This is a genomic window from Streptomyces sp. NPDC004732, assembly GCF_040609235.1.
In the GTDB taxonomy this organism is placed as follows: Bacteria; Actinomycetota; Actinomycetes; order Streptomycetales; family Streptomycetaceae; genus Streptomyces.
This window is the reverse complement of the sequence record NZ_JBEXJR010000002.1, coordinates 767,903-790,019: the sequence shown is the minus strand read 5'-3', so window position 1 is coordinate 790,019 and position 22,117 is coordinate 767,903. Positions and strand designations below refer to the sequence as shown.

Annotated in this window: 18 protein-coding genes; 9 read left to right on the top strand and 9 right to left on the bottom strand. The window is 70.8% G+C overall.

Features of this window, described 5'->3' with window-relative positions; genetic code table 11:
* Positions 1-120: 120 nt before the first annotated feature.
* Complete coding sequence (gene fahA / locus ABZV77_RS08280) at positions 121-1,410, bottom strand: fumarylacetoacetase (protein ID WP_356251855.1); 1,290 nt, start codon at positions 1,408-1,410, stop codon at positions 121-123.
* A 188-nt stretch (positions 1,411-1,598) separates the two neighbouring features.
* Here fahA and ABZV77_RS08275 point away from each other — a divergent pair, with 188 nt between their 5' ends.
* From ABZV77_RS08275 to ABZV77_RS08265, 3 genes are all read left to right on the top strand, one after another.
* Positions 1,599-2,879 (top strand): ATP-grasp domain-containing protein, encoded by a 1,281-nt coding sequence (locus ABZV77_RS08275; protein WP_356251852.1) that lies wholly within the window; start codon positions 1,599-1,601, stop codon positions 2,877-2,879.
* 19 nt (positions 2,880-2,898) lie between these two features.
* Positions 2,899-4,113 carry an FAD-dependent oxidoreductase gene (locus ABZV77_RS08270; protein ID WP_356251849.1) on the top strand — a complete coding sequence of 405 codons (1,215 nt, stop codon included), beginning with the start codon at positions 2,899-2,901 and terminating at the stop codon, positions 4,111-4,113.
* A 219-nt stretch (positions 4,114-4,332) separates the two neighbouring features.
* Positions 4,333-5,154 carry an HAD family hydrolase gene (locus tag ABZV77_RS08265; protein WP_356251846.1) on the top strand — a complete coding sequence of 274 codons (822 nt, stop codon included), beginning with the start codon at positions 4,333-4,335 and terminating at the stop codon, positions 5,152-5,154.
* A 13-nt stretch (positions 5,155-5,167) separates the two neighbouring features.
* Here the strand turns inward: ABZV77_RS08265 and ABZV77_RS08260 are convergent, their stop codons facing one another.
* Both ABZV77_RS08260 and ABZV77_RS08255 read right to left on the bottom strand, forming a co-directional pair.
* Positions 5,168-7,159 (bottom strand): CocE/NonD family hydrolase, encoded by a 1,992-nt coding sequence (locus ABZV77_RS08260; protein WP_356251843.1) that lies wholly within the window; start codon positions 7,157-7,159, stop codon positions 5,168-5,170.
* Positions 7,160-7,187: 28 nt separating this feature from the next.
* The gene (locus ABZV77_RS08255) at positions 7,188-8,702 is read right to left on the bottom strand and encodes a peptide MFS transporter (RefSeq protein ID WP_356251840.1); all 1,515 of its coding nucleotides are present in this window, start codon (positions 8,700-8,702) and stop codon (positions 7,188-7,190) included.
* Between the two features lie 316 nt (positions 8,703-9,018).
* Here ABZV77_RS08255 and ABZV77_RS08250 point away from each other — a divergent pair, with 316 nt between their 5' ends.
* The 4 genes from ABZV77_RS08250 to ABZV77_RS08235 all read left to right on the top strand — a co-directional run bounded on the left by ABZV77_RS08250 (position 9,019) and on the right by ABZV77_RS08235 (position 13,576).
* Positions 9,019-10,029: a polyprenyl synthetase family protein gene (locus ABZV77_RS08250; RefSeq protein WP_356251837.1), complete on the top strand. Its 1,011-nt coding sequence runs from the start codon at positions 9,019-9,021 to the stop codon at positions 10,027-10,029.
* 244 nt (positions 10,030-10,273) lie between these two features.
* The gene (locus ABZV77_RS08245; RefSeq protein WP_356251834.1) at positions 10,274-11,557 is read left to right on the top strand and encodes a DUF2092 domain-containing protein; all 1,284 of its coding nucleotides are present in this window, start codon (positions 10,274-10,276) and stop codon (positions 11,555-11,557) included.
* Between the two features lie 116 nt (positions 11,558-11,673).
* The gene (locus tag ABZV77_RS08240) at positions 11,674-12,666 is read left to right on the top strand and encodes an ABC transporter ATP-binding protein (RefSeq protein ID WP_356251832.1); all 993 of its coding nucleotides are present in this window, start codon (positions 11,674-11,676) and stop codon (positions 12,664-12,666) included.
* A 22-nt stretch (positions 12,667-12,688) separates the two neighbouring features.
* Positions 12,689-13,576: an ABC transporter permease gene (locus tag ABZV77_RS08235; RefSeq protein WP_356252399.1), complete on the top strand. Its 888-nt coding sequence runs from the start codon at positions 12,689-12,691 to the stop codon at positions 13,574-13,576.
* 23 nt (positions 13,577-13,599) lie between these two features.
* On the opposite strand, the gene ABZV77_RS08230 is transcribed toward ABZV77_RS08235, so the two are convergent.
* The 3 genes from ABZV77_RS08230 to ABZV77_RS08220 all read right to left on the bottom strand — a co-directional run bounded on the left by ABZV77_RS08230 (position 13,600) and on the right by ABZV77_RS08220 (position 17,177).
* Positions 13,600-14,193, bottom strand: coding sequence for an NAD(P)H-dependent oxidoreductase (locus ABZV77_RS08230; RefSeq protein ID WP_356251830.1), 594 nt, complete (start codon positions 14,191-14,193; stop codon positions 13,600-13,602).
* Positions 14,194-14,393: 200 nt separating this feature from the next.
* The gene (locus ABZV77_RS08225) at positions 14,394-15,338 is read right to left on the bottom strand and encodes a M28 family metallopeptidase (protein WP_356251827.1); all 945 of its coding nucleotides are present in this window, start codon (positions 15,336-15,338) and stop codon (positions 14,394-14,396) included.
* Between the two features lie 345 nt (positions 15,339-15,683).
* The gene (locus tag ABZV77_RS08220; RefSeq protein ID WP_356251825.1) at positions 15,684-17,177 is read right to left on the bottom strand and encodes a hypothetical protein; all 1,494 of its coding nucleotides are present in this window, start codon (positions 17,175-17,177) and stop codon (positions 15,684-15,686) included.
* 145 nt (positions 17,178-17,322) lie between these two features.
* On the opposite strand from ABZV77_RS08220, the gene ABZV77_RS08215 reads away from it, so the two are divergent.
* Positions 17,323-18,261, top strand: coding sequence for an NAD(P)-binding domain-containing protein (locus tag ABZV77_RS08215; protein ID WP_356251822.1), 939 nt, complete (start codon positions 17,323-17,325; stop codon positions 18,259-18,261).
* A gap of 44 nt (positions 18,262-18,305) precedes the next feature.
* Here ABZV77_RS08215 and ABZV77_RS08210 read toward each other — a convergent pair whose 3' ends face one another.
* Both ABZV77_RS08210 and ABZV77_RS08205 read right to left on the bottom strand, forming a co-directional pair.
* Positions 18,306-18,758, bottom strand: a complete 453-nt coding sequence (locus tag ABZV77_RS08210; protein WP_356251819.1) for a VOC family protein — start codon at positions 18,756-18,758, stop codon at positions 18,306-18,308.
* A 78-nt stretch (positions 18,759-18,836) separates the two neighbouring features.
* Positions 18,837-19,349, bottom strand: a complete 513-nt coding sequence (locus ABZV77_RS08205; RefSeq protein ID WP_356251816.1) for a helix-turn-helix domain-containing protein — start codon at positions 19,347-19,349, stop codon at positions 18,837-18,839.
* A 102-nt stretch (positions 19,350-19,451) separates the two neighbouring features.
* Between ABZV77_RS08205 and ABZV77_RS08200 the strand changes: the two genes are divergently transcribed.
* A complete protein-coding gene (locus ABZV77_RS08200; protein WP_356251813.1) occupies positions 19,452-20,975 on the top strand; it encodes an MFS transporter in 1,524 nt (507 codons plus the stop codon).
* Between the two features lie 99 nt (positions 20,976-21,074).
* Here the strand turns inward: ABZV77_RS08200 and rarD are convergent, their stop codons facing one another.
* On the bottom strand, positions 21,075-22,079 hold the full coding sequence (rarD, locus tag ABZV77_RS08195; protein ID WP_356251810.1) for an EamA family transporter RarD: 1,005 nt from the start codon (positions 22,077-22,079) through the stop codon (positions 21,075-21,077).
* Positions 22,080-22,117 lie beyond the last annotated feature (38 nt).

Sequence of the window (22,117 nt, the reverse complement as noted above, 5' to 3'; positions counted from 1 at the left end):
GTGGTCGGGCCCGGACCTGTACTCGGCGCTCGCTTGTATCAAGCGCCGAGTACAAGTTCACCTCGCTCGGGGGTTTGTGTCAAGCGGTCGGTACAAGTTGTTGGTGCAGGGGTGCCGGGCTCAGCGTGCGGACGTGATCCGGCCCGTCACCTCACCCAGTCCGACCTTGGTGCCGTCGGGTCCGGGCGCCCAGGCCGAGAGCGTGACCACGTCGCCGTCCTCCAGGAACGTCCGCTTGCCATCGGGGAGTTCGAGGGGGTCGCGGCCGTTCCAGGTGATCTCGATCAGTGAGCCGTACTGACCGGCCTCGGGGCCGCTGACCGTGCCCGAGCCGTACAGGTCGCCGGTGCGCAGCGAGGCGCCGTTGGCCGTCATGTGCGCCAGCTGCTGCGCGGCCGTCCAGTACACGGTGGAGAACGGCGGCTCCGAGATGACCTGGCCGTTGAGGGTGACCGACATGTGCAGGTCGTAGCCGCCGGGCTCGTCCGCCACGGACTCCGCGGAGTCGTCCAGGTAGGGCAGGAGCTCGTGCGTGCGCTCCGGGGGTGCGATCCGCGCCGAGTCCAGGGCCTCCAGCGGGGTGATCCACGCGGAGACCGACGTGGCGAACGACTTGCCGAGGAACGGCCCCAGCGGAACGTACTCCCAGGCCTGGATGTCGCGCGCGGACCAGTCGTTGAGCAGGGTCAGTCCGAAGACGTGCTCCCGGAAGTCCGCCAGCGGGACGGGGGTCCCGTGCTCCGAGGAGGCGCCGACGACGAAGCCGACCTCCGCCTCGATGTCGAGCCGGACGGACGGGCCGAAGACGGGGGCCGCGTCGGCGGGCGCCTTGCGCTGGCCCGAAGGGCGGACGACGTCCGTCCCGGAGACGACCACCGTGCCGGACCGGCCGTGGTAACCGATCGGCAGGTGCTTCCAGTTGGGGGTCAGCGGCGTCGGCGAGTCCGGGCGGAACATCTTGCCCAGGTGGGTCGCGTGGTGCTCGGAAGCGTAGAAGTCGACGTAGTCCGCCACCTCGAAGGGCAGGTGGAGGGTGACTTCGGAGAGGGGGTGCAGCAGGGGGCGTACGGCCTCCCGGTGGGCCGGCACCGTCACCCATGCGGTCAGGGCGCGCCGCACGTCCGACCAGGCCCTGCGGCCCGCGGCGAGCAGCGGGTTCAGCGTGGGCCGCGCCAGGAGCGACACGTAGGGGGAGCCGAGCGCGGCGGCCGCGGCGCCCGCGTCCAGGACGTACGAGCCGAGTCGCACCCCCACCCTGCGTCGTCCGTCCGCCTCCCCGGCCAGGGAGAACACGCCGTAGGGAAGGTTGTGGGGCCCGAAGGGGTCGCCCTCGGGAAGGCCGAAGGGATCGCCTCCGGGAAGGTCGGTGGAGTCACCGGCGGCCGGGTCGAGCGGGGTCTGCTCGGACATGCGTACCTGCCTCGCTTTCCTTAGGGGTGTGCCACACGTTACGTGTGGAGGCCCCTGTTGCGGCAGTGTCTAAAGAGTTAGCAATGTCCGGATAAGTCTTGCTGGACTTTCCGATTCCGGCCTAGCTTTCTTTGGGGGACGCGGGCTGGGTGGGGTCCCAATCGGTTTGGCATACGTGGGGGGAACCCGTGGCCAGGATCGCCGCCAGTGCGCCGCTCGCGCCGGACCAGAACGTCCCGGGACTGATCGTCAAGTTCGGCGACTACCCGCTGCACCACGGTGGTGTGGGAGCGATCCGCAGCCTCGGCCGACTGGGCGTTCCCATGTACGCGATCACGGAGGACCGTTACACACCGGCTGCCGCTTCCCGCCATCTGACGGGCGCCTTCCCCTGGCCGACCACCGGCACCGAAGAGCCGGAACGACTGGTGGAGGGGTTACTGCGGGTCGGGCGCCGCATAGGCAGACCGGCCGTTCTCATCCCCACGGATGAGGAGGCTGCCGTCCTGATCGCCGAACATCAGGACGAGCTCTCCGGAGACGGCACAGGATTCGGCGGATTCCTCTTCCCGCGCGTGGAAGCGGAATTGCCCCGACAACTGGCGAGCAAGCAGGGCCTGCACGGACTGTGCGTGGAGCACGGCATCGCCTCGCCCACGGCCACCTTTCCGGAAAGCCCGGCGGACGTCGCGGAGTTCGCGGCCAGTGCGCGGTTCCCCGTGGTGGCCAAGAACCGCGAGGCCTTCACGCGGCGGAAGTGTCCCGCGGTGCACGGCACCACCCGTATCGAGACCCCCGGCGGCCTCCTCGCCCTCGCCCGTGACTGGGGCGAGCGGCCCGGCGTGATCCTCCAGGAGTATCTGCCCCGGGAAGAGGCCGAGGACTGGATCGTGCACGCGTACTTCGACGCGGACTCCGTCCCGCGCGCGTTGTTCACGGGGGTCAAGGTCCGCTCCTGGCCGCCGCATGCGGGGATGACGTCGAACGCGTACGTCGTCGACAACCCGGAACTAGCCGATCTCGCCACGCGTTTCATCAAGCAGATCGGCTTCACCGGCATCATCGACCTGGACCTGCGCTTCGACCGGCGCGACGGTCAGTACAAGCTGCTGGACTTCAACCCCCGCATGGGCGCCCAGTTCCGGCTCTTCGAGAACGAGTCGGAGATCGACGTCGTCCGTGCCCTGCACCTCGACCTGACGGGGCGCGCCGTCCCCGAGGGTGACCAGCGCACCGGCCATCGGTATGTCGTGGAGAACATCGACCTGCCCGCCCTCCTCGCCTACCGCCGCAGTGGATACACGACGCCGCACGCGCCCGCCCGCGCGAGCGGCACGGAGCTCGCGTGGCTCGCCGCCGACGACATGAAGCCGTTTTTCACGATGCTCGCGCGCTGTGTGAGGCCCGGGGTGAAGCATCTGCACCAGCTTTGGCGCACCCAGCGCCGCGGCAGCACCACCGCAACGTGACGCCCTGGGGAGGGACTTCGTGACGCAACCGGTAGCAGTCATCGGAGCCGGGCCGTACGGCCTGTCCACCGCCGCCCATCTGCGGGCGCGCGGCATTCCGGTGCGGGTGTTCGGCGACCCGATGGTGAGCTGGCGTGCCCACATGCCCCAAGGGATGCTGCTGAAGTCCACCCCCGCCGCCTCCAGCATCGACGCGCCGCAGCGCGGCCACACCCTCGCCGACTACTGCGACGCGGCCGGTGTCCGGCGCCTCGTCACGGACGAGGACATCATCCCGGTAGAGACCTTCGTGGCCTACGGAGAGTGGTTCCAGCACCGGCTCGTCCCCGGGCTTGAGCGCGTGAAGGTCGTCTCGGTGGACCGCCGCGCCCCGGCTGGTGGTCAGGGAGGCTTCGACCTGAAGCTGGACTCCGGGGAGCAGTTCACGGCCCGCGCGGTCGTCGTGGCGACGGGCCTCTCGGGCCTCTCGCGGCTGCCGCGCGAGCTCGCTGGGGCGGTGCCGGACGGGCCTTCCGCCACCGGCCCCGTCTCGCACAGTTCCCACCACCACGACCTGGCCCGCTTCGCGGGCCGCGACCTGATCGTCGTCGGGGCGGGCCAGTCCGCCCTGGAGACGGCCGTGCTCGCCGCCGAGGCGGGCGCGCAGGTGCGGGTGGTGGCCCGTGGCAAGGGCTCGGTGGCCTTCGGCGAACCGCCGTGGCGGCAGCCGAAGTTCCGCCCCGAATCGCCCTTCGGCCGCGCATGGTCGCTGTACGCGATCAGCTACCACGCCGATCCGTACCGCCATCTGCCGCCCCAGGCACGGCACTTCCTGGTCCGGCGCATTCTGGGGCCGCTCGGCGCGTGGTGGCTGCGGGACCGCTTCGAGGGCAAGGTCCGCACGCACGAGGTGCGCCGGATCAGGGCCACGCGCGTGGCGCAGGGGCAGCCCGTCCTGACAGTGGAGACGCTGGGCGGCCGCGTGGCGGAGCTCTCCGCCGACCACGTCATCGCCGCGACCGGGTACCGGGTGGACCTCGCGGCGATGGACTTCCTCGGCCACGGCCTGCGCGCCCGCCTCGCGGCGAGCCGCGGCACGCCGAAGCTGGGCGCCGGATACTGCTCGTCCGTCCCCGGGTTGTACTTCACCGGGATGCTGGGCGGTTCGTCGTTCGGCCCGGTGATGCGGTTCGTGTGCGGCACGGAGTTCGCCTCGCCGCGCCTGGCGTGGCACTTGGCGGCCGCATACGGCTGACGGGCAGGGGGCGTGCGCGAGGGTTCGGTGTGGGCCGTGCGCCGGGGTTCGACGCAGTACCGCAGGTGGTGCGGCATAGTCGGAACGAGGCATGCCGGAATGTAATCCTCCACTTTCCGGTGAACCGGCGGGGCGCCGATGCGGTCCGGTCTCACCCACGCGTATGCGCACCTTGCCAAGCAGCTTCCGGCGGGGCCCAGGATCCGTATTCTCTGGATCATGTCCGCTCCCCTCGCATATGCACTCATCGCCACTGACCTGGACGGGACGCTGCTGCGCGGCGACGACACGGTCTCGGACCGGTCGCGGCGGGCGCTGGCCGCCGCGGGCGCGGCGGGCGCCCGGCACCTCGTGGTGACAGGCCGCCCGGCCCCCCGGGTGCGCCCCCTCCTCGACGAACTCGGCTACGACGGCCTGGCCGTCTGCGGCCAGGGCGCTCAGCTGTACGACGCCGGGGCGAACCGGATGGAGTGGTCGGTGACGCTCGACCGCGAGCTCGCCGAGGCCGCGCTCGGGAAGATCGAGGCGGAGGTCGGGCAGGTCCACGCGGCCGTGGACCAGGACGGCGTGGAGGGCCTCACGCTCATCGAGCCGGGCTACGAGATGCCGCACCCCACGCTCCCCGCGGTGCGGGTGCCCGCGCGGGACGTGCTGTGGGAGGAGCCCATCAGCAAGGTGCTGCTGCGCCACCCGAAGCTGGCGGACGACGAGTTGGCGGCGGTGGCGCGGGACGCGGTGGGCTCGCTCGCCTCGGTGACCATGTCGGGGCCCGGCACGGTGGAGCTCCAGCCGTGCGGAGTGACCAAGGCGACCGGGCTCGCGCTGGCCGCCGAGCGGCTCGGCCTGACGGCCGCCGACACGATCGCCTTCGGTGACATGCCCAATGACATCCCCATGTTCCTGTGGGCCGCACACGGGGTGGCCATGGCCAACGCCCATGGGGAACTAAAAGCGGTGGCTGATGAGTTGACCCTCTCGAACGAGGACGACGGCATCGCCGTCGTCCTCGACCGTCTGCTGCGAGCCCAGGGCCCTTCCTGACCCGCAGCCCTTCCTAGCCCGCCGTCCGCCGGATCCGCCGCTCCCAGGTCCGGTGGAAGACGACCTCGTCGCCGTCCTTGCACACCACCTCGTTCGAGGTGATGAAGTCCGCCGCGTCGCAGGTGATCTCCGAGCGCGACTCGACGCGCGTGTCCCAGCCGAGGTCGGGCCGGTGCAGGCGGATCGTCCAGTCCGAGCGGGTGCGGGCGCTCAGCGGATCGTCCTCCTGGATCGTGTACGTCTCCACGGCGTCCTCGGTGAACTCAAGACCGTCGGGGTACACGCGCGTGCCGCCGTAACGCGGGTCGACCTCGAGCCGCCACTCGCCCTTGGCGACATCGCGTACGACAAGACGCTCGGGCCGCTGTTCGTCCAGGGTCGCCGGATACACCACGCCCAGCGGCTCGGACTGCTCGGCGGGCCCGAAGGTGATCGAGGGGTCCAAGCCGCCCTCGCGCACCGGCAGTTCGAGGGAGCTGCCCACCGGCTCCAGGGTGAAGCCCACCGAATCCGCCTGCGGCCAGATCCAGGGCCAGTAGGCGGAGGACACCGCGAGGCGGATGCGGTGCCCCGGCGGGAAGGTGTGGCCGATGCCGTTGAGCTCGAAGGTCACGTCCTCCGTGCCGCCGAGGGGCCAGGGGGCCACGCGGTCCCTGCCGTTCCGCGCGGACAGGTTGAGCACGCCCCGGGTGACGAGGGTGGACGAGCCGTCCGGCGCGATGTCGCAGAGGCGGGCGACGGCCTGGCCGTACGGCACGTCCATCCGCAGCCGCAGGGTCACCCTGGGGCGCCCGAGGACCCGTACCTCCGCGGGGACCTCGAACTCGAAGCACGCCGACTTCGCGTCCTCGTCCCGCTGGTCCGGCGGCAGGTCCGCGTCGTTGCCGAAGGGGAAGTAGCGGCCCGCGTCCAGGCCCGTGTGCTGAGGGGAGTCGACCACGACGGGCGTGCCTTGGAGGGCGTACTGGACGGGGGTGACGTTCGGGGACGGCCAGGACGGATCGCCGACCCAGCCGCCGGGCAGCTCCGGGTAGACCGTCGCGGGCGGGTGGGAGTCGCTGATCCAGGAGCGGAGCTTCGGCTCGGCCATCACCCCGGTGTCGATGCCCTTGAGGTGGTGGTCCCACCAGCGCAGGGTCTCCTGGAGGAACCCGATCGAGGGGCCCGGCGGCAGGCCCCGGTCCGGGTACTGGTGCGACCAGGGGCCGATGAGCCCTCGTACCTGGTCGTCGGGGAGGTGCTCGACGAGCCGCAGGACCGTGTCGCGGTACGGGTCGTGCCAGCCGCCCACCGCGAGGACCGCGGCACCGATCGCGGAGTAGTCCTCGCAGACGCTGCCGTGCCGCCAGTAGTCGTCCCGGGTCTGGTGGTCCAGCCAAGTGTGGATGAAGGGCTCGACGGCCGCCAGGCGCGTCAGCCACATCTCGCGCCACGCGTCACCCACGAAGTACGGGTCCGGCGGGCGCGAGACGAAGGCCAGCATCGTCGCCGCCCATGCGTGCATGTCCACCGCGAGGACGGAACCGCCCATGTAGTGCACGTCGTTGTCGTAGCGGTCGTCCGCCGAACAGACCGTGACGATCGCCTTGAGCGGCTCGGGCGCGAGCGCCGCGATCTGGAGGGAGTTGAAGCCGCCCCAGGAGATGCCGAACATGCCGACCTTGCCGCTCGACCACTCCTGCGCGGCCAGCCAGTTCACCACCTCGACGCCGTCGGCCAGCTCCTGCGCCGAGTACTCGTCGGTGGGCAGGCCCTCGCTGTTGCCGTGCCCGCGGACGTCGACCCGCACGGAGGCGTAGCCGTGGCCCGCGTACCAGGGGTGCCGCTGCCAGTCCCGGGGCGCCGTCCAGTCGCTCAGGCGGTAGGGGAGGTACTCCAGGAGCACGGGGACGGGCTCGTCGGTGACAGGGCGCCACACGCGCGCGTAGAGCGTGGTCCCGTCGGCGAGGGGTACGCGGAAGTCCTCGCGGGTGGTCTCGTACGGGTAGGAGTCGCGGATCTGCATGAGTGGAACCTCAGTGGACGGGGTGTCCTCAGTGGACGGGGTGCATGGTGCGGCGCAGCCACGGCGCCAGTGCGATCACGGCGATGCCCGCGAGCACGGCGATCGCGCCGTTCACGCCGAAGTACGCCGGGGTGGAGACCTCTCCGTACAACTTCACGACCTGCGCCTGGATGCCGTTGGCGAGCGCGAGGGAGAGGAACCACAGCGCCATGGTCTGGCTGGCGAAGGCCTTGGGGGCGAGCTTCGTCGTCGCCGACATTCCCGAGGTCTCCAGGAGGATGTCGCCGAGCCCGAGCAGCAGGTAGGAGCCGACGATCCACCAGGCCGCCATCTTGTAGGTGTCGTCGGCGTGCCCGGAGGTGGGCAGCACCATCAGGAGGAACGACAGGCCGCCCAGGATCACGCCGAACGCGATCTTGTTGGACGCGTGCGGCTGGCGCGGGCCCATCCGCGCCCAGACGGCGGCGACGACCGGCGCGAGCGCCACCTCGAAGGCGCCGAGCGCGGAGGCGTACCAGCTGGCGGGGAAGTGGTAGCCGAGGATCGACGTCTCGGCGTTCGACGCGGCGAGGAGCATCATCGTCGAGTACGCCTGGAAGAGGATGAAGTTGAAGACTACGGAGGCGAGGAACAGCACTACGTAGGGACGCAGTCGGCGCCTTTCCTCGCCCGTGACGCGCGGGCTGCGGAACATCACCGCGAAGTAGACGACCGGCGCGATCACCGAGATGAGGGTGAGCAGGTCGACGAAGCGGTCCATGGTCAGCCAGCCGACGGCGGCGAGGAGCCCCGCGAGCGCGGCGACGACGGCACAGCCGGCGACGATCATGAGGACCGCGCGGCGCATCGCCTCCCGAGGCAGGGCGAACTCCGCGGAGGCCTTGCGCCCCGCGAGGTGACGCCGCCCGGCGACGTACTGGATCAGACCGAAGGTCATGCCGATGGCGGCCGCGGAGAAGCCCCAGTGCCAGCCCTTGTGGTCGCCGAGCCAGCCGGTGATCAGTGGGCCCGCGAAGGCGCCCACGTTGATCGCCATGTAGTACAGCGCGAAGCCCGCGTCGCGGCGCTGGTCCTCGGTGCGGTAGAGCTTGCCGACCATCGAGGCGACGTTCGGCTTGAGCAGGCCGGTGCCCGCGCTGATCAGGCCGAGGCCCACCCAGGTCATCGTCGGCGTCGGCACGGCCATCGAGTAGTGGCCGCAGGCGATGAGGATGCCGCCCCACAGCACCGCGCGGTACGAGCCCAGAATGCGGTCGGCGAGCCAGCCGCCTGCCACGGAGACCAGATAGACCAGAGTGCCGTACGCCGCTGACACCGACGCGGCCGTACCGGCATCCATCCCCATGCCGTCGTTCGCGACGGAGTCGGCGAAGTAGAGGACGAGGATGGCCTGCATGCCGAGGAACGAGAAGCGCTCCCAGACCTCCAGGCCGGAGAGCGTGAGCAGGCCGCGCGGCTGCCCGAAGAAGGCGTGGTCGTCACCCGGCGGGGGGTCGTCGGGCGGCTCGGCGGGCGGCTCGTACTCGGCCGTAGTACGGGACAAAGAGTCTTCTCCCGGTCGTTACGGTTCTTGTGGTGCAGGACGGTCTTGTCAGTCGTATGGGCTGATCAAGAACATACCGGTGAGCTTCGGTCACCGCGCGGGCTGGTGTGCCGGGCGGGCGGAAGGGGCCTCTCGCACCGCGCCGACCAGGGCTTCGACGTGCGACGGGCGGGCAGGTGCTCGCCGTGATCGAAAGTCGACCGGATACGCTGACTTGAGTGATGGCAGCGACACATCGACAAACCCGTGTCATCGACCGAGATCCAATGATCGACCGAGTTGGCCGTGTGATCGTCAGCAGACAGGAGAACCTCTCGTGACCGTCGTCGGGCCTTTCGGGCTGAGCGTGCGGGACCAGGCTCTCGAAGCCGATGTCCAGGTCGGATTGGCGGCTGTCGAGGAGGGACTGCTCGAGGCCACCAAGAGCGAGGTGCCCTTCATCACCGAGGCCGCCCAGCACCTCGTCCGTGCCGGGGGCAAGCGTTTCCGTCCGCTGCTCGTGATGCTCGCTGCCCAGTTCGGCGACCCGTACGCGCCGCGTGTCGTGCCCTCCGCGGTCGTCGTCGAGCTGACGCACCTGGCGACGCTGTACCACGACGACGTCATGGACGAGGCGGACGTGCGCCGTGGAGTACCGAGCGCCAACCAGCGCTGGGGGAACTCCGTCGCCGTCCTGACCGGCGACTTTCTCTTTGCCCGCGCCTCCTACATCCTGGCCGACCTCGGCCCGGAGGCCGTCCGCATCCAGGCCGAGGCGTTCGAGCGCCTGGTCACCGGCCAGATCCTGGAGACCGCGGGGCCGACCGAGGGCCGCGACCCGGTCGACCACTACCTCGACGTGCTCAGGGGCAAGACCGGCTCGCTGGTCGCCGTGGCCTGCCGGTTCGGCGCGATGATGTCCGGCGCCGACGAGACCGTCGTCGACGTCCTCACCCAGTACGGAGAGCGGCTCGGCGTCGCCTTCCAGCTCGCCGACGATGTGCTCGACATCGCGTCCGACTCGCACGAGTCCGGCAAGACGCCGGGCACCGACCTGCGGGAGGGCATCCCCACGCTGCCGGTGCTGCGCCTGCGCGAGCGTGCGGCGCGGCTCGGCCTCGCCGAGGACATCGCACTGTGCGAGCTGCTCGACTCGGACCTCACGGACGACGCGCGGCACGCTGAGGCCCTCGTACGGCTGCGCGCGCACCCCGCGCTGGAAGACGCCCGCAGGGACACCGTCTGCTACGCGGAGGGCGCACGGGCCGCGCTGGGGCCGCTGCCGGAGGGCGACGCGAAGGCGTCCCTGGTGGAGCTCTGCGACCTGGTGGTGCACCGGGCGGGCTGAGTGCCCTCCCTTTTGATCGGCGGTGTCTACCCCTACGGGATGGGGGAGGCGCCGCCGTTTCATGTCATCCCAGGGCAGTACGTGGAGTTGCGCCCGGGGTCTGACGCTTCTCGTTGGCCGATTTGGTCGGATGGAGTCCAGCGAGAACAACCACTCCTGACCAATTCGGGTGAGAATGGCGGCACAGGGTGGACGAAGGCACGTACAGGTAAGGCCGCCGCCGACCACGGAGGTAAGGCAGACAATGGCACCGTACGAACCGGAGAAGGACACCAGCGAGGCCGGGGAACTGCGCGCGGGACGCCGCAAGGCGGCCCGCTATGCGGTCCCGATCGCGGTGGCGGGGGTGGCGGCGGCGACCATCGGGCTCGTCCCGGCGCTCGCCACGTCGGGCGACCCGGACCTGCCGAAGGTCACCGCACAGGAGCTCATCGAGAAGATCGCCGCTTCGGACACGCAGCAGCTGTCCGGCAACGTCAAGATCAGCACTGACCTGGGCCTGCCGTCGGTCGGCGGCATGGCGGGCGGCTTCGGCGGCGGTGGCGGCGCGGACCGGGGCGAGGACGGCGGGCAGCAGGGCTCGGCGGCCGACCCCAAGAGCAAGCTGATGGAGCTGGCGTCCGGTACGCACACGCTGCGCGTCGCGGCCGACGGCCCCGACAAGCAGAAGGTGTCCGTCCTGGAGGACGCCTCCGAGTACAGCATGATCCACAACGGCGACGACGTGTGGGCGTACGACAGCGCGTCGAACGAGGCCTACCACGCCAAGGACGAAGGCGCCTCTTCGGAGAAGCACGGTAAGGGGAAGCACGGCAAGGGCGAAGAGGGCGTACCGAAGGGGCTCGACGGTGAGGTGCCCTCCACCCCCAAGGAGTTCGCCGAGCAGGCCCTCAAGGCCGTCGACAGCACCACGTCCGTGAAGGTCGACGGCACCGCACAGGTAGCGGGCCGCGACGCGTACCGCCTGGTGATCAAGCCGAAGCAGTCAGGTTCGACGATCGGCCAGATCACCGTCGCGGTGGACGAGAAGACCGGTACGCCGCTGAAGTTCACCATGACCCCGGCCTCCGGTGGCGCGGCCGTCGTCGACGCGGGCTTCACCAAGGTCGACTTCGGCAAGCCGTCCGCGTCCACCTTCGACTTCACGCCGCCCAAGGGCACGAAGGTCACCGAGGCCGACGAGCACGGCAAGGAAGGCCGCGGCTTCAAGGACAAGGGAGGCAAGGGCGCCGAGGAGTTCGGCAAGGGCGACCTCAACGAACCGAAGATCATCGGTGAGGGCTGGAGCACCATCGCCGAGCTGAAGCTGCCGGGTGGCCAGGGCCTGCCGACGGCCGGTTCGGGCGACGTCCCGCCGGACGCGCAGAAGCTGATCGACTCGCTGGGCGACCAGGTCGACGGCAAGTTCGGTTCCGGCACGGTCTTCTCGACCCGCCTGATCAACGCCCTCGTCACCGACGACGGCAAGGTCTACGTGGGCGCGGTCACGAAGGACGCGCTGGTGAAGGCGGCGAACGACGCGCACTAGTACGACACGCCAGTAAGGCGCGTACTACGTAGTGGTGCGTATGACATAGGGGAAGACGGATGGAAGGTGCCTGCCTGGGCACCTTCCATCCGTCTCGTCGCACGAGGGAGGGCAACGTGCCGAGTACCAACGGCAGCTCGGTGGGGGAAGCGGACGCGGTGAAGCACGTCATCGAGACGCAGGGGCTCACCAAGCGCTACGGAAAGCACCTCGCCGTCGACGGGCTCGACCTCACCGTCCCGGAGGGCAGCGTCTTCGGCTTTCTCGGGCCGAACGGCTCGGGCAAGACGACGACGATCCGCATGCTGATGGGCCTCATCGAGCCGACCTCCGGACGCGCCCAGGTCCTCGGCCGTGCCATGCCGCGCGCCACGCGCAGCGTGCTCCCGCACGTGGGCGCGCTGATCGAGGGCCCCGCCCTCTACGGCTTCCTCTCGGGCCGCGACAACCTCCTGCGCTACGACTCCGCCGACCCCACCGCCGACCCGCGGACCCGGCGCGCGCGGGCCGAGGCGGCGCTGGACCGGGTCGGGCTCACCGCGGCCGCGGGCAAGAAGGCGAAGGCGTACTCCCTCGGCATGAAACAGCGGCTCGGGCTCGCCGCCGCGCTGCTCCAGCCGCGCAGGCTCCTCGTCCTCGACGAGCCGACGAACGGCCTCGACCCGCAGGGCATGCGCGAGATCCGCACCCTGGTGCGGGAGTTGGCGGCGGAGGGCACGACCGTCTTCCTCTCCTCGCACCTCCTCGACGAGATCGAGCAGGTCTGCACGCACGCGGCCGTGATGACCCAGGGGCGCCTGATCACCCAGGGACCGGTCGCCGAACTCGCGGCGGGCGCGCGGGGCAGGCTCGTCGTGACGACACCGGACACGGGCGACGCCGCGCGCGTCCTGAAGGAGCACGGCGTGACCGACCTGGCCGTGACGGAGGACCGCGTGACGGGCGAACCACCGGCCCAGGACGAGAGCGGCCGGGAAGTGGAGCTGGCCGAGCTGAACGCCGCACTGGTCGGAGCGGGCGTCCGCGTCCGCGGATTCGGACTCGAACGGGCCTCTCTGGAGGATGCGTTCGTGGCACTGACGGGAGAGGGTTTCGATGTCGCGGGCTGAGGCCGTTGAGGCCGCTGAGGTCATGGACGGCTCCGGGCCGGAACCGGCGGGCGGCCCGCGGGAGGTCCGTCGGCTCTGGACGCTCGGCCTCTTCCGCAGTGAGCTCGGGATCACCTTCCGCCGCTGGCGGACCCTCGCGCTGCTCGGTGTGCTGGCCGCCGTGCCGATCCTCGTCGGCATCGCCGTCAAGATCGAGACCAGCGACGGCTCCACGATCGGCGGAGGCGGCGACGAGGGCGGGCCCGCCTTCATCGCGCAGATCACCAACAACGGCCTGTTCCTGGTCTTCACCGCGCTCGCCGCGACCCTGCCGTTCTTCCTCCCGATGGCGATCGGCGTCATCGCGGGAGACGCGGTCGCGGGCGAGGCCAACGCCGGAACGCTCCGCTACCTCCTGGTCGCGCCCGCGGGACGGACCAGGCTGCTCCTCGCGAAGTACGCGACCACGTTGACGTTCTGCCTGGTCGCGACCCTGGTCGTGGCCGTGTCCGCGCTCGCGACCGGCGCGCTGCTCTTCCCGCTCGGCGAGGTCACCACGATCTCCGGCACCCGTATGGGCTTCGGCGAAGGGCTGTTGCGGGCCCTGCTGATCGCGCTCGTCGTCGCCGTGTCACTGATCGGTGTGGCGGCGCTCGGCCTCTTCGTCTCCACGCTCACGAGCAGCGGCATCGCGGCGATGGCGACGACCGTCGGACTGCTGATCACGGTCCAGATCCTGGACCAGATCCCGCAGCTGCACGGCCTCCACCCGTACTTCTTCTCGCATTACTGGCTGTCCTTCGCCGACCTGATGCGCGAGCCCGTCTACTGGGACGACATCATCAAGAACCTGCAGATGCAGGGGTTGTACGCGGCCGTGTTCGGCTCGGCGGCATGGGCGCGGTTCGGGGCGAAGGACGTCATGGCGTAGGGGACCCGTTCGGGGCGCCGCTGTCAGTTGTCGTACGGGTAGCGGGCCAGCGGCGGCTCCTGCGCGAAGAAGGTCTTGGCGCGCGCCAGGGCCTCGTCGTCCTCCAGGACGTGGCCGGGCCGGGTGCCGTTGCCGAGCAGGACGCCGCCGAAGCGCATGGGGAAGAAGGCGGCCGTGTTGCGCAGCGTGCCGATCAGCGGGTCCGCCACCTCCTCCTCGCGGTGCGCGAGCGCCGTCACGCCCCACAGGGTGCGGTCCTTGAGGGTGTCCTTGAAGGCGATCTCGGGAGTCTCCAGCCACGCGTCCCAGTAGTCGAGGTAGCGCTTGACGGTGGCCGACAGCGAGTACCAGTACAGGGGCGACACGATGACGATGTCCGTGGCCTCCAGGGTGGCGTCCAGGAGCGTCGCTTCGTTGTCGCCGGTGGGGCGGGGGCGGGCCCGGGGGCGGGTGCCGTCGTGGCGCCGGTCCTCGAAGTCGGGCAGCGGCAGCTCCGCCAGGTTCAGCCAGCGCTGCTCCACGTCCGAGGGGAGCTGCTCGGCCGCCTTGCGGGCCAGGATCTCCGTGTTGCCCTCAGGGCGGGCGCTGCCGAGGACGAAGAGGAACTTGCGGGTCATGGGATCCCCCTGGGTTGCTTGCGCACGGCGTTGCTTGCGCGCGGCGATTGCTTGCACGTGCACTATATGCACGTGCAAGCAATGCCGTCCAGGGAGTGCCCTAGAGAGTGCTCTAAGGGCGCGCCGCAGGGCCTGTTCTACGAGAGGCCTGTTCTACGAGAGGCTGTTCTACGAGAGGCCCGTTTTACGGGGGGCCTGTTCTACGAAGAGAGTCCCCACACCGCGTACGCGACCGCGTCACTGTTGCGGTCGAGCGCGGTCCCGTCGATGTTCGACACGCCGTCGCAGGACGAGTGGTAGCACTTGTCGAACGCCTCGCCTGCCGTCCCGCCCCACTTCTCCGCCTGCTCGGCCGACTTGGTGGTCTCGGCGCCGCTGAACACGCCGCCGACCGGCACGCCCGCCTGCTGGAACGGCGCGTGGTCGGAGCGTCCGTCGCCCTCGTCGTCCGGCTCCGTGGCGACGTTCTTGCCCGCGTAGTAGTCCTTGAAGGTCTTCTCGATCGTGGGGTCGTCGTCGTAGACGAAGTAGCCCGCGTTCGGGGAGCTGAGCATGTCGAAGTTCAGGTAGGAGCTGATCTTCGAACGGTCGGCGCCGGCCAGGCTGTCGACGTAGTGCGAGGAGCCGACCATGCCGATCTCTTCGGCGCCCCACCAGGCGAACCGCAGGTGCTTGGTGGGCTTGTACTTCTCGCGGGCCACGGTGAGCGCGGTCTCCAGGATGGCGGCGGAGCCCGAGCCGTTGTCGTTGATGCCGGGTCCGTCGGAGACGCTGTCGAGGTGGGCGCCCGCCATGACGACCTTGCCCTCGTCGCCGCCGGGCCAGTCGGCGACCAGGTTGTAGCCGGTCTCGCCGCCCGCCGTGAACTCCTGGACGGAGGTGGTGAATCCGGCGTCGTCGAGCTTCTTCTTCAGCTGGTCGATCGAGGCCTTGTATCCGGCGCTGCCGTGGGCCCGGTTGCCGCCGTTGGCGTCGGCGACGGACTGCAGGTCGGCGAGGTGGGCCTTGACGTTCTCGACGGAGATGTCGGGAGCGGCGGCCGCCTTCGGGGCGGGTGTCGCGTTGGATATCGCGCTGGTCGTCAGGAGTCCGGCGACGGCTATGACTGCGGCCGCGGCGGAACGTCCGGGAACGGAGAGTTTCATGTGGGGGGCTCCGGTTTCCGTGGGTGACATGCGAACTCGTACGCGATGTGTCACGCGGTTCGTGCGGATTGCGGTGTGGATTGCGCTCTCTGGTCTGGTCTGTGGGGTTGTGAAGTCCGTTTTGCCGACGGCGAGTTGTGGGGTGCTCGGGGCGTAGGGCCCGTTGCGTGTGACCGTCGGCGAGTCGCGCGCGAGTTCGGAGTTGCCTGATGGTGCGGGCGGGACTGAGGTGACGTCAAGACCGCAAAACGGGCAGCGGGTTCCGGATAGCGTGCGCACGCGCGCGGGGACACGTCGCGCCTGTCGCGGTTGCACGCGCGCGTGGAGCTCGTTCGGTGCTCGCATTCACGGGCGTACGTGGACGACCCACCCTGGTGCGTAGGTGTCGGGCACCTGGTGGCGGGGCCAGGCGCGGGCCCAGGCCGGGGGTTCCGCATCGCGCAGGACCAGGGCGGTGGGGCGGCGCGGGTCGCGCGGGCCGCCGGGTGCGCAGCCGGTGGCGTACGCGACGGGGATCACCGAGGTGTTGCCACGCAGGACACAGGGAGGGCCGTCCCTGTCCCCGCCCCCGGCTCCGGCTCCGACGCCGTGGTCGTGCAGGACTTCGGCGACGCGCGCCCAGTCGCCCCGGGCGCCCGCCTGGATCTTGGCGTTGCTCTGGGTGAGGGGGAGCTGAACGGCGAGATGTCCGAGGAGGGCGAGCCCCAGGGTGGCGGTGGCGACGTACGGCCGCCGGGACGCGAGGGCGCTGTCGCCGAGGGCGAGCACGCCGAGGGCGGCGGCCGGGGCGAGCAGGGCGTGGGTGGGGGCGAGGAAGCGCGGGGCGGCGTAGGGGACGAGGAGGAGGTACGGGAATGCGACGCACAGAGCGGCGACCACGGCGAGCAGGCACCCGCGGGAGCCCGCGGCTCGGAAGCCCGCGGCCCGGAAGCCCGCGGTGCCGGGCTGCCGCGGCTCGTGGCGCTCTCGGCGCGCCCCGGAGCCGCCCCGCACGCTCCACCACACCCCCACCGCCACCAGGAAGGGCAGCACGAGCCACCACTCCGCCGCGAGCGGGCGGATGTGGTCGCTGTCGCAGGGGCGGCAGAGCAGCGGCCCGTCCATGACGGTGAGGTGATGGACGAAGGAGAGCAGCGGGCGCAGGGTCCCCTGCACTTCACTGGCCTCCGCCAGCCGTTCGCGGGGCCCGCCGAACCGTACGTACGCCTCGACGACCCACGGCAACGCGCCCGCCGCGAGCCCACCGAGCACGGCCAGGACGCGGCTCCGCCCCCGCCAGGCGGGGACCAGCAGGGCGGCGGCCAGCAGGGGGGCGCCCAAGGCGAAACCGTCGTTGGGCCGCATCAGGGTGGCCAGGGCGAGACCGGTGAAGATCCCGGCGCGGGTGGCGGGGGACTGGCGCGCCCGGAGGAAGAGCCCGACTGCTCCGACGGCACCCATGGCGGTGTAGTGGTTGGGCATCGCGGCGCTCGCGTAGAACAGCACGAACCACAGGCCGCCGTACAGCGCGGCGGCGACCGCGGCCGCCGCGGGCCGCCCCAGGGGGCGCAGCCAGGGGCGGAATCCCAGGTAGAGGGCGGTGGTCGAGAGCAGTGTCAGCCACACCCTGAGCAGCACGACGGAGTCGCTCCAGGCGGCCACGGGCGCGATGAGGAACGGGACGCCCCGCGTCCGGGGCGCGCTGAAGGGGGTGGCGGGGGCGTGCGGCGCGAAGCGGCTTGCGTAGACGGTCTCGTCCCAGCCGAGCGGCAGGGTGAGCGGGACGAGGACGAGGGACAGCAGGGCGAAGGCGGCGCAGACAGCCAGGAGGAGGTGGTGGGCGCGCGACTGCGCTGCCATGCGGCCAGGCCTTCCTGATCCGACGTGCCGACGGGTACGTGCCCTCACCCAAAGGTAACCACGCACTAATTAGTGCGTACTTGAGGAGGTCGTGGCGACCGACACAGCATGGGGAGGCGATCAACTACAGGAACGGGGGCGGACCATGACGGACGCCGAGGGCACAGCCATGGGTACGGCTGCAGGGGCGGGCGCACGTACGCCCGTGACGATCATCGGGCTCGGCCTGATGGGTACGGCACTGGCCGAGGCCTTCATCGAGGCCGGGCACGGGACGACCGTGTGGAACCGCAGCGCGGAGAAGGCCGCCCCGCTCGTCGCCAAGGGCGCCTCGCATGCGACGGCGGTCGTGGACGCGGTCACCGCGAGCCCTCTCGTCATCGCTTGCCTGACGACGTACGAGGCCACGCTCGCCGCTCTGGAACCGGCGGCTGCCGCGCTGGCCGGGCGCACTCTGGTCACGCTCAACTCCGGCACCCCGTCCGGCGCCCGGGGGATGGCCGACTGGGCGGCGGGGCGGGGCGCCCGATTCCTCGATGGTGCCGTCAAGAACGTGCCGGGGGCCGTGGGGAACCCGGACACGTTGCTCTACTACGCGGGTGACCGTGCGACGTTCGACGCGTACGAGGCGACGCTGAAGGTGCTCGGCGGCGACACCGTCCACCTCGGCACCGACCCGGACCTCGCCGCCCTCTACGAGATGGCGGTCGGCAGCACGCTGCTCCCCGCACTGATGGGCTTCTTCCAGGGGGCAGCGCTGCTCCAGGCGCGCGGTCTTGAGGTCGGCTCGATGGTGCGGTACGAGGTCAAGTGGCTGGAGATGATCGCCTCGATCCTGCCGACCCTGGCCCAGGAGATCGACTCCGGCGACTACACGCGGCCCGCGTCGACGGTCGGCCTCTTCGACGCGGCGGCCGAGTACGACCAAGACATGGCCGAGGAGGGCGGCATCGACGTCTCCTGGCTCGCCCCGATGAACGACCTGGTGCGGCGGGCGGTCGCCGAGGGGCATCGCGACCACAGCATCTCGGCGCTGGTCGAGATACTGCGGAAGCCTGCGGAGGGAACCGCTCTGGGCGGTTAGTTGAAGCAGTGGCCAGTCGAAGCAGCGGTTAGCTGAAGCAGCGGTCAGTGGACGCAGAACTCGTTCCCCTCCGGGTCCGTCATGATCACCCACTCGCCTCCCGGCTCCTTGACGTGCCGCGCCACGGCGGCGCCCAGCGTTTCGAGGCGGGTCACCTCGTCGTCCCGGCGCCCCGGCCCGGTGTGCACGTCGAGGTGCAGCCGGTTCTTGCCGCTCTTGGCCTCGGGCACCCGCTGGAAGAGGATCCGGCGGCCCAGGCCGGTGCCGCTGGCCTCGTCGTACGGGTCGTCGGGGTGCCGGACGGCGATCAGGTCCCGCCAGGCACGGCGGCCGTCGAACTCGAGGGTCGCGGCCTCGGGGGCGGCGCCGAGGCCGAGGAGGCGCTCGATCAGTGCGCTGTTGTCCTCGACCTCATAGCCCAAGGTCGCGGCCCAGAACGCTGCTTGGGCGTGCGGGTCGGTGGCGTCGATGACGAGCTTCCAGTGCAGGGTGGTCATGGTAACCAGTTATAGCGGTTACGCGATGCCGACGCGCGCCACACGGCGAACCTCTGTCACCTAAGGGGCGATTGAGGGTCAGGTCGGGGCGGTCCCGGATCGTGCGGGGGCGGTGCGAGCGGCACTCTGGAATGGCTCGGACCGCGAGCTGGACGCCGACTCCTCCTCGGCGGTCCGCGCGTCGTAGTCGGCCCGGGCCGCGGCGATCTCGTTCTGGTGGTCCTCCGTCCAGGAGACCAGGGCCTGGATCGTGTGGTGCAAGGTGCCGCCGAGCGGGGTGAGTTCGTACTCGACCCGGGGCGGTACGACGGGGTGCACGGTCCGCTTCACGAGGCCGTCGCGCTCCAGCTGCCGGAGCGTGACCGTCAGCATCCGCTGGCTGATGCCGTCGATCTCGCGCCGCAGCTCCGTGAAGCGCAGACGGCGGCGATCCAGGAGGGCGATGACCAGCAACGACCACTTGTCGGCCACCCGGTCGAGGATCTGCCGCACCTGGCAGTCCTCGCGGGTGTCCCACTGGAAGGGATCCGCTTCGCCGTAGTCCACGGTGCCCGGGAGGTTACTCGGTGACTTTGAAGTGCCTTCTTCCACGGCTCCCGATGCTGCCGCAGGATGCCAGTGGTTACAAGAGGGAACCGACCCTCATCCGCGTAACCGCCCCTGCTTGCTGTGCTGCCCGTAAGGAGTCCCGTCATGAGTGCACGCGCCTGGGCGTTACTGCTCGTCCTCTGCGGCACGGTCTTCCTCGAAGGCATCGACATCGCGATGATCGCGATAGCGATCCCGGACATCAGGTCCGACCTGGGACTTTCGACCGGCACGGCCGCGTGGGTCATCAGCGCGTACGTCCTCGGGTACGCCGGGTTCACGCTGCTCGGCGGCCGGGCGGCCGATCTGCTCGGCAGGCGGCGGATGTTCCTCGGCTGGCTGGTGGTCTTCATGGTCTTCTCCGGGCTCGGCGGCTTCGCGACCGAGGGCTGGATGCTGGTCGTGGCTCGGTTCGTGACCGGGGTGGCCGCCGCGTTCATGACTCCGGCCGCGATGTCGATCATCACCACCTCGTACGAGGAGGGGTCCGAGCGGAACAGGGCGCTGCTGATCTTCGCCGGGACGTCGGCGGGCGGGTTCTCGCTCGGCCTGGTGGTGGGCGGGCTGCTCACCGAACTCGGCTGGCAGTGGGTGTTCTTCACGCCGGTGTTCTTCGCGGGCGTGATCCTCGCGGTGGGGGTCCGGCTCATTCCGAAGCGGGCCGACGAGGCGGCCGGGGCCGGGGTGGCTGCCCAGCACGCCCCCCGTGCCCCGCGGCGGTTCGACCTGCCCGGTGCCGTCGCGGCGGCCGGGGCCATGCTGTTGCTGGCCTTCGGCATCGTGCGGCTGGAGCACGGCTTCTCCGGCTGGCCGTTGACGGTCGGCGCGGCGGTCGCTGGTCTGGTGCTGGTCGCTGTCTTCGTGCGGGTGGAGCGGCGTACGGACGATCCGCTGGTGCGCCTCGGGATCTTCCGCACGGGGTCCGTGGCGCGGGCCGGGACGGGAGCACTGCTGTACCTGGGGGCCTTCATGGGCTTCCAGTTCGTCCTGACGCTCTACCTCCAGGAACTGCGCGGCTGGTCGTCGTGGCAGACCGCCGTCGCGATGATCGTGCTGGGCTGCGACGTGTTCCTGTCGCCGACGCTCACGCCGCGCCTGGTCCGGAGGTTCGGCAACGAGCGCGTGATCTTCGGCGGCTTCCTGCTGGCCACCGTGGGGTACGGCGTCTTCCTGCCGGTCGGCGCGGACTGGCCGTACCTGGCGATGTTCCCGACGCTGCTCCTCGCGGGCCTCGGCTTCGCGCTCACGCTCGGCCCGCAGATGATCGCGGCGACGGACGGTGTGCCGGAGAAGGAGCAGGGCCTGGCGAGCGGGCTGCTGCAGACGGCCACACAGTTCGGTGCCGCGATCGGGATATCCGCGGTGACCGCCGTCCACGGTCTGGTCTCGGGAGGAACGGGTGGAGGGGTCGGTGGGGGCGGTGGCGGCGCGGATCTGTCCGCGTTCCGCGTGGCGTTGGTGGTGCCGTTGGTGATGGCGGCGCTGGGCACGACCGTCGCGGCGGTCGGCGTATGGGGGGCGAAGGGAAGGGGCGGCGCGCGGCTCCCCGAGTCCCTGCCGCAGAAGGCCGCAGGCCGGAGTGGAACACCAGAGGCGCAGGCCGCTCTGCCTGCGTGCGAGGTCGGCTAGCCGCCCACCACCGGCCAATCCGCCCCCTCCACCCCATCCACCCCATCCACCAAAAAGGGAGGGAGCAGCCGAGCCACCCCCTCCCGCACCCCTCGCCCCTCAGACCGCCGCCTCCTGCTCGCCCCGCTCAGCGATGGGCCCGGCCCCGGCCCCGGTATCAGCCGCAGCCACCACCCGCGCCGCAGCCAGCCGCGCCGCGTTCCGTCGTGCCGTCCGCAGCGCGTCCCACGTCAGGAGGGAGAGCGCCAGCCACACCAGGGCGAAGCCCGCCCAGCGCTCGGCGGGCATCGCCTCGTGGAAGTACAGGATTCCGAGCAGGAACTGGAAGACGGGAGCGAGGTACTGCAGGAGCCCCAGGGTGGAGAGCGGCACCCGGATCGCCGCCGCCCCGAAGCAGACCAGGGGAGCGGCGGTCACCACGCCGGTGGCGGCGAGCAGCGCCGCGTGCCCGGTGCCCTCCGTGCCGAAGACGATGTCGCCCTGCGTGGCGAGCCACCCCAGGTAGGCGACGGCGGGCAGGAACTGGACGGCGGTCTCGGCGGCCAGGGACTCCAGGCCGCCGAGGTTGACCTTCTTCTTCACCAGGCCGTACGCGGCGAAGGTGAAGGCGAGGCAGAGGGAGATCCACGGCGGCCTGCCGTAGCCGAACGCGAGCACGAGCACCGCGGCCACCCCGACGCCGACCGCCGCCCACTGCACCGGCCGCAGCCGCTCGCCGAGCAGCAGGACGCCGATGGCGATGGTGACCAGCGGGTTGATGAAGTAGCCGAGGGACGCCTCGACGACGTGGCCGGAGTTCACGGACCAGATGTAGACGCCCCAGTTGACGGTGATGACCGCCGCGGCGACCGTCACCAGCAGGAGCCTGCGCGGCTGGCGCAGCAGCTCGCGCGCCCAGTCCCAGCGTCGTACGAAGAGCAGCGCGATGCCGACCACCACGAGGGACCAGGCCATCCGGTGGGCGAGGATCTCGACGGCACCGGCCGGTTTGAGGAGCGGCCAGAAGATGGGGACGAGGCCCCACATCCCGTAGGCGGCGAAGCCGTTCAGCAGCCCGACGCGCTGCTCGTTTCTTCCCGACGTCCCGGCTGCTCCGCTGTCCACGGCTCCTCCTAGGTGCACGGCAGTCCCACTGCTGCCGC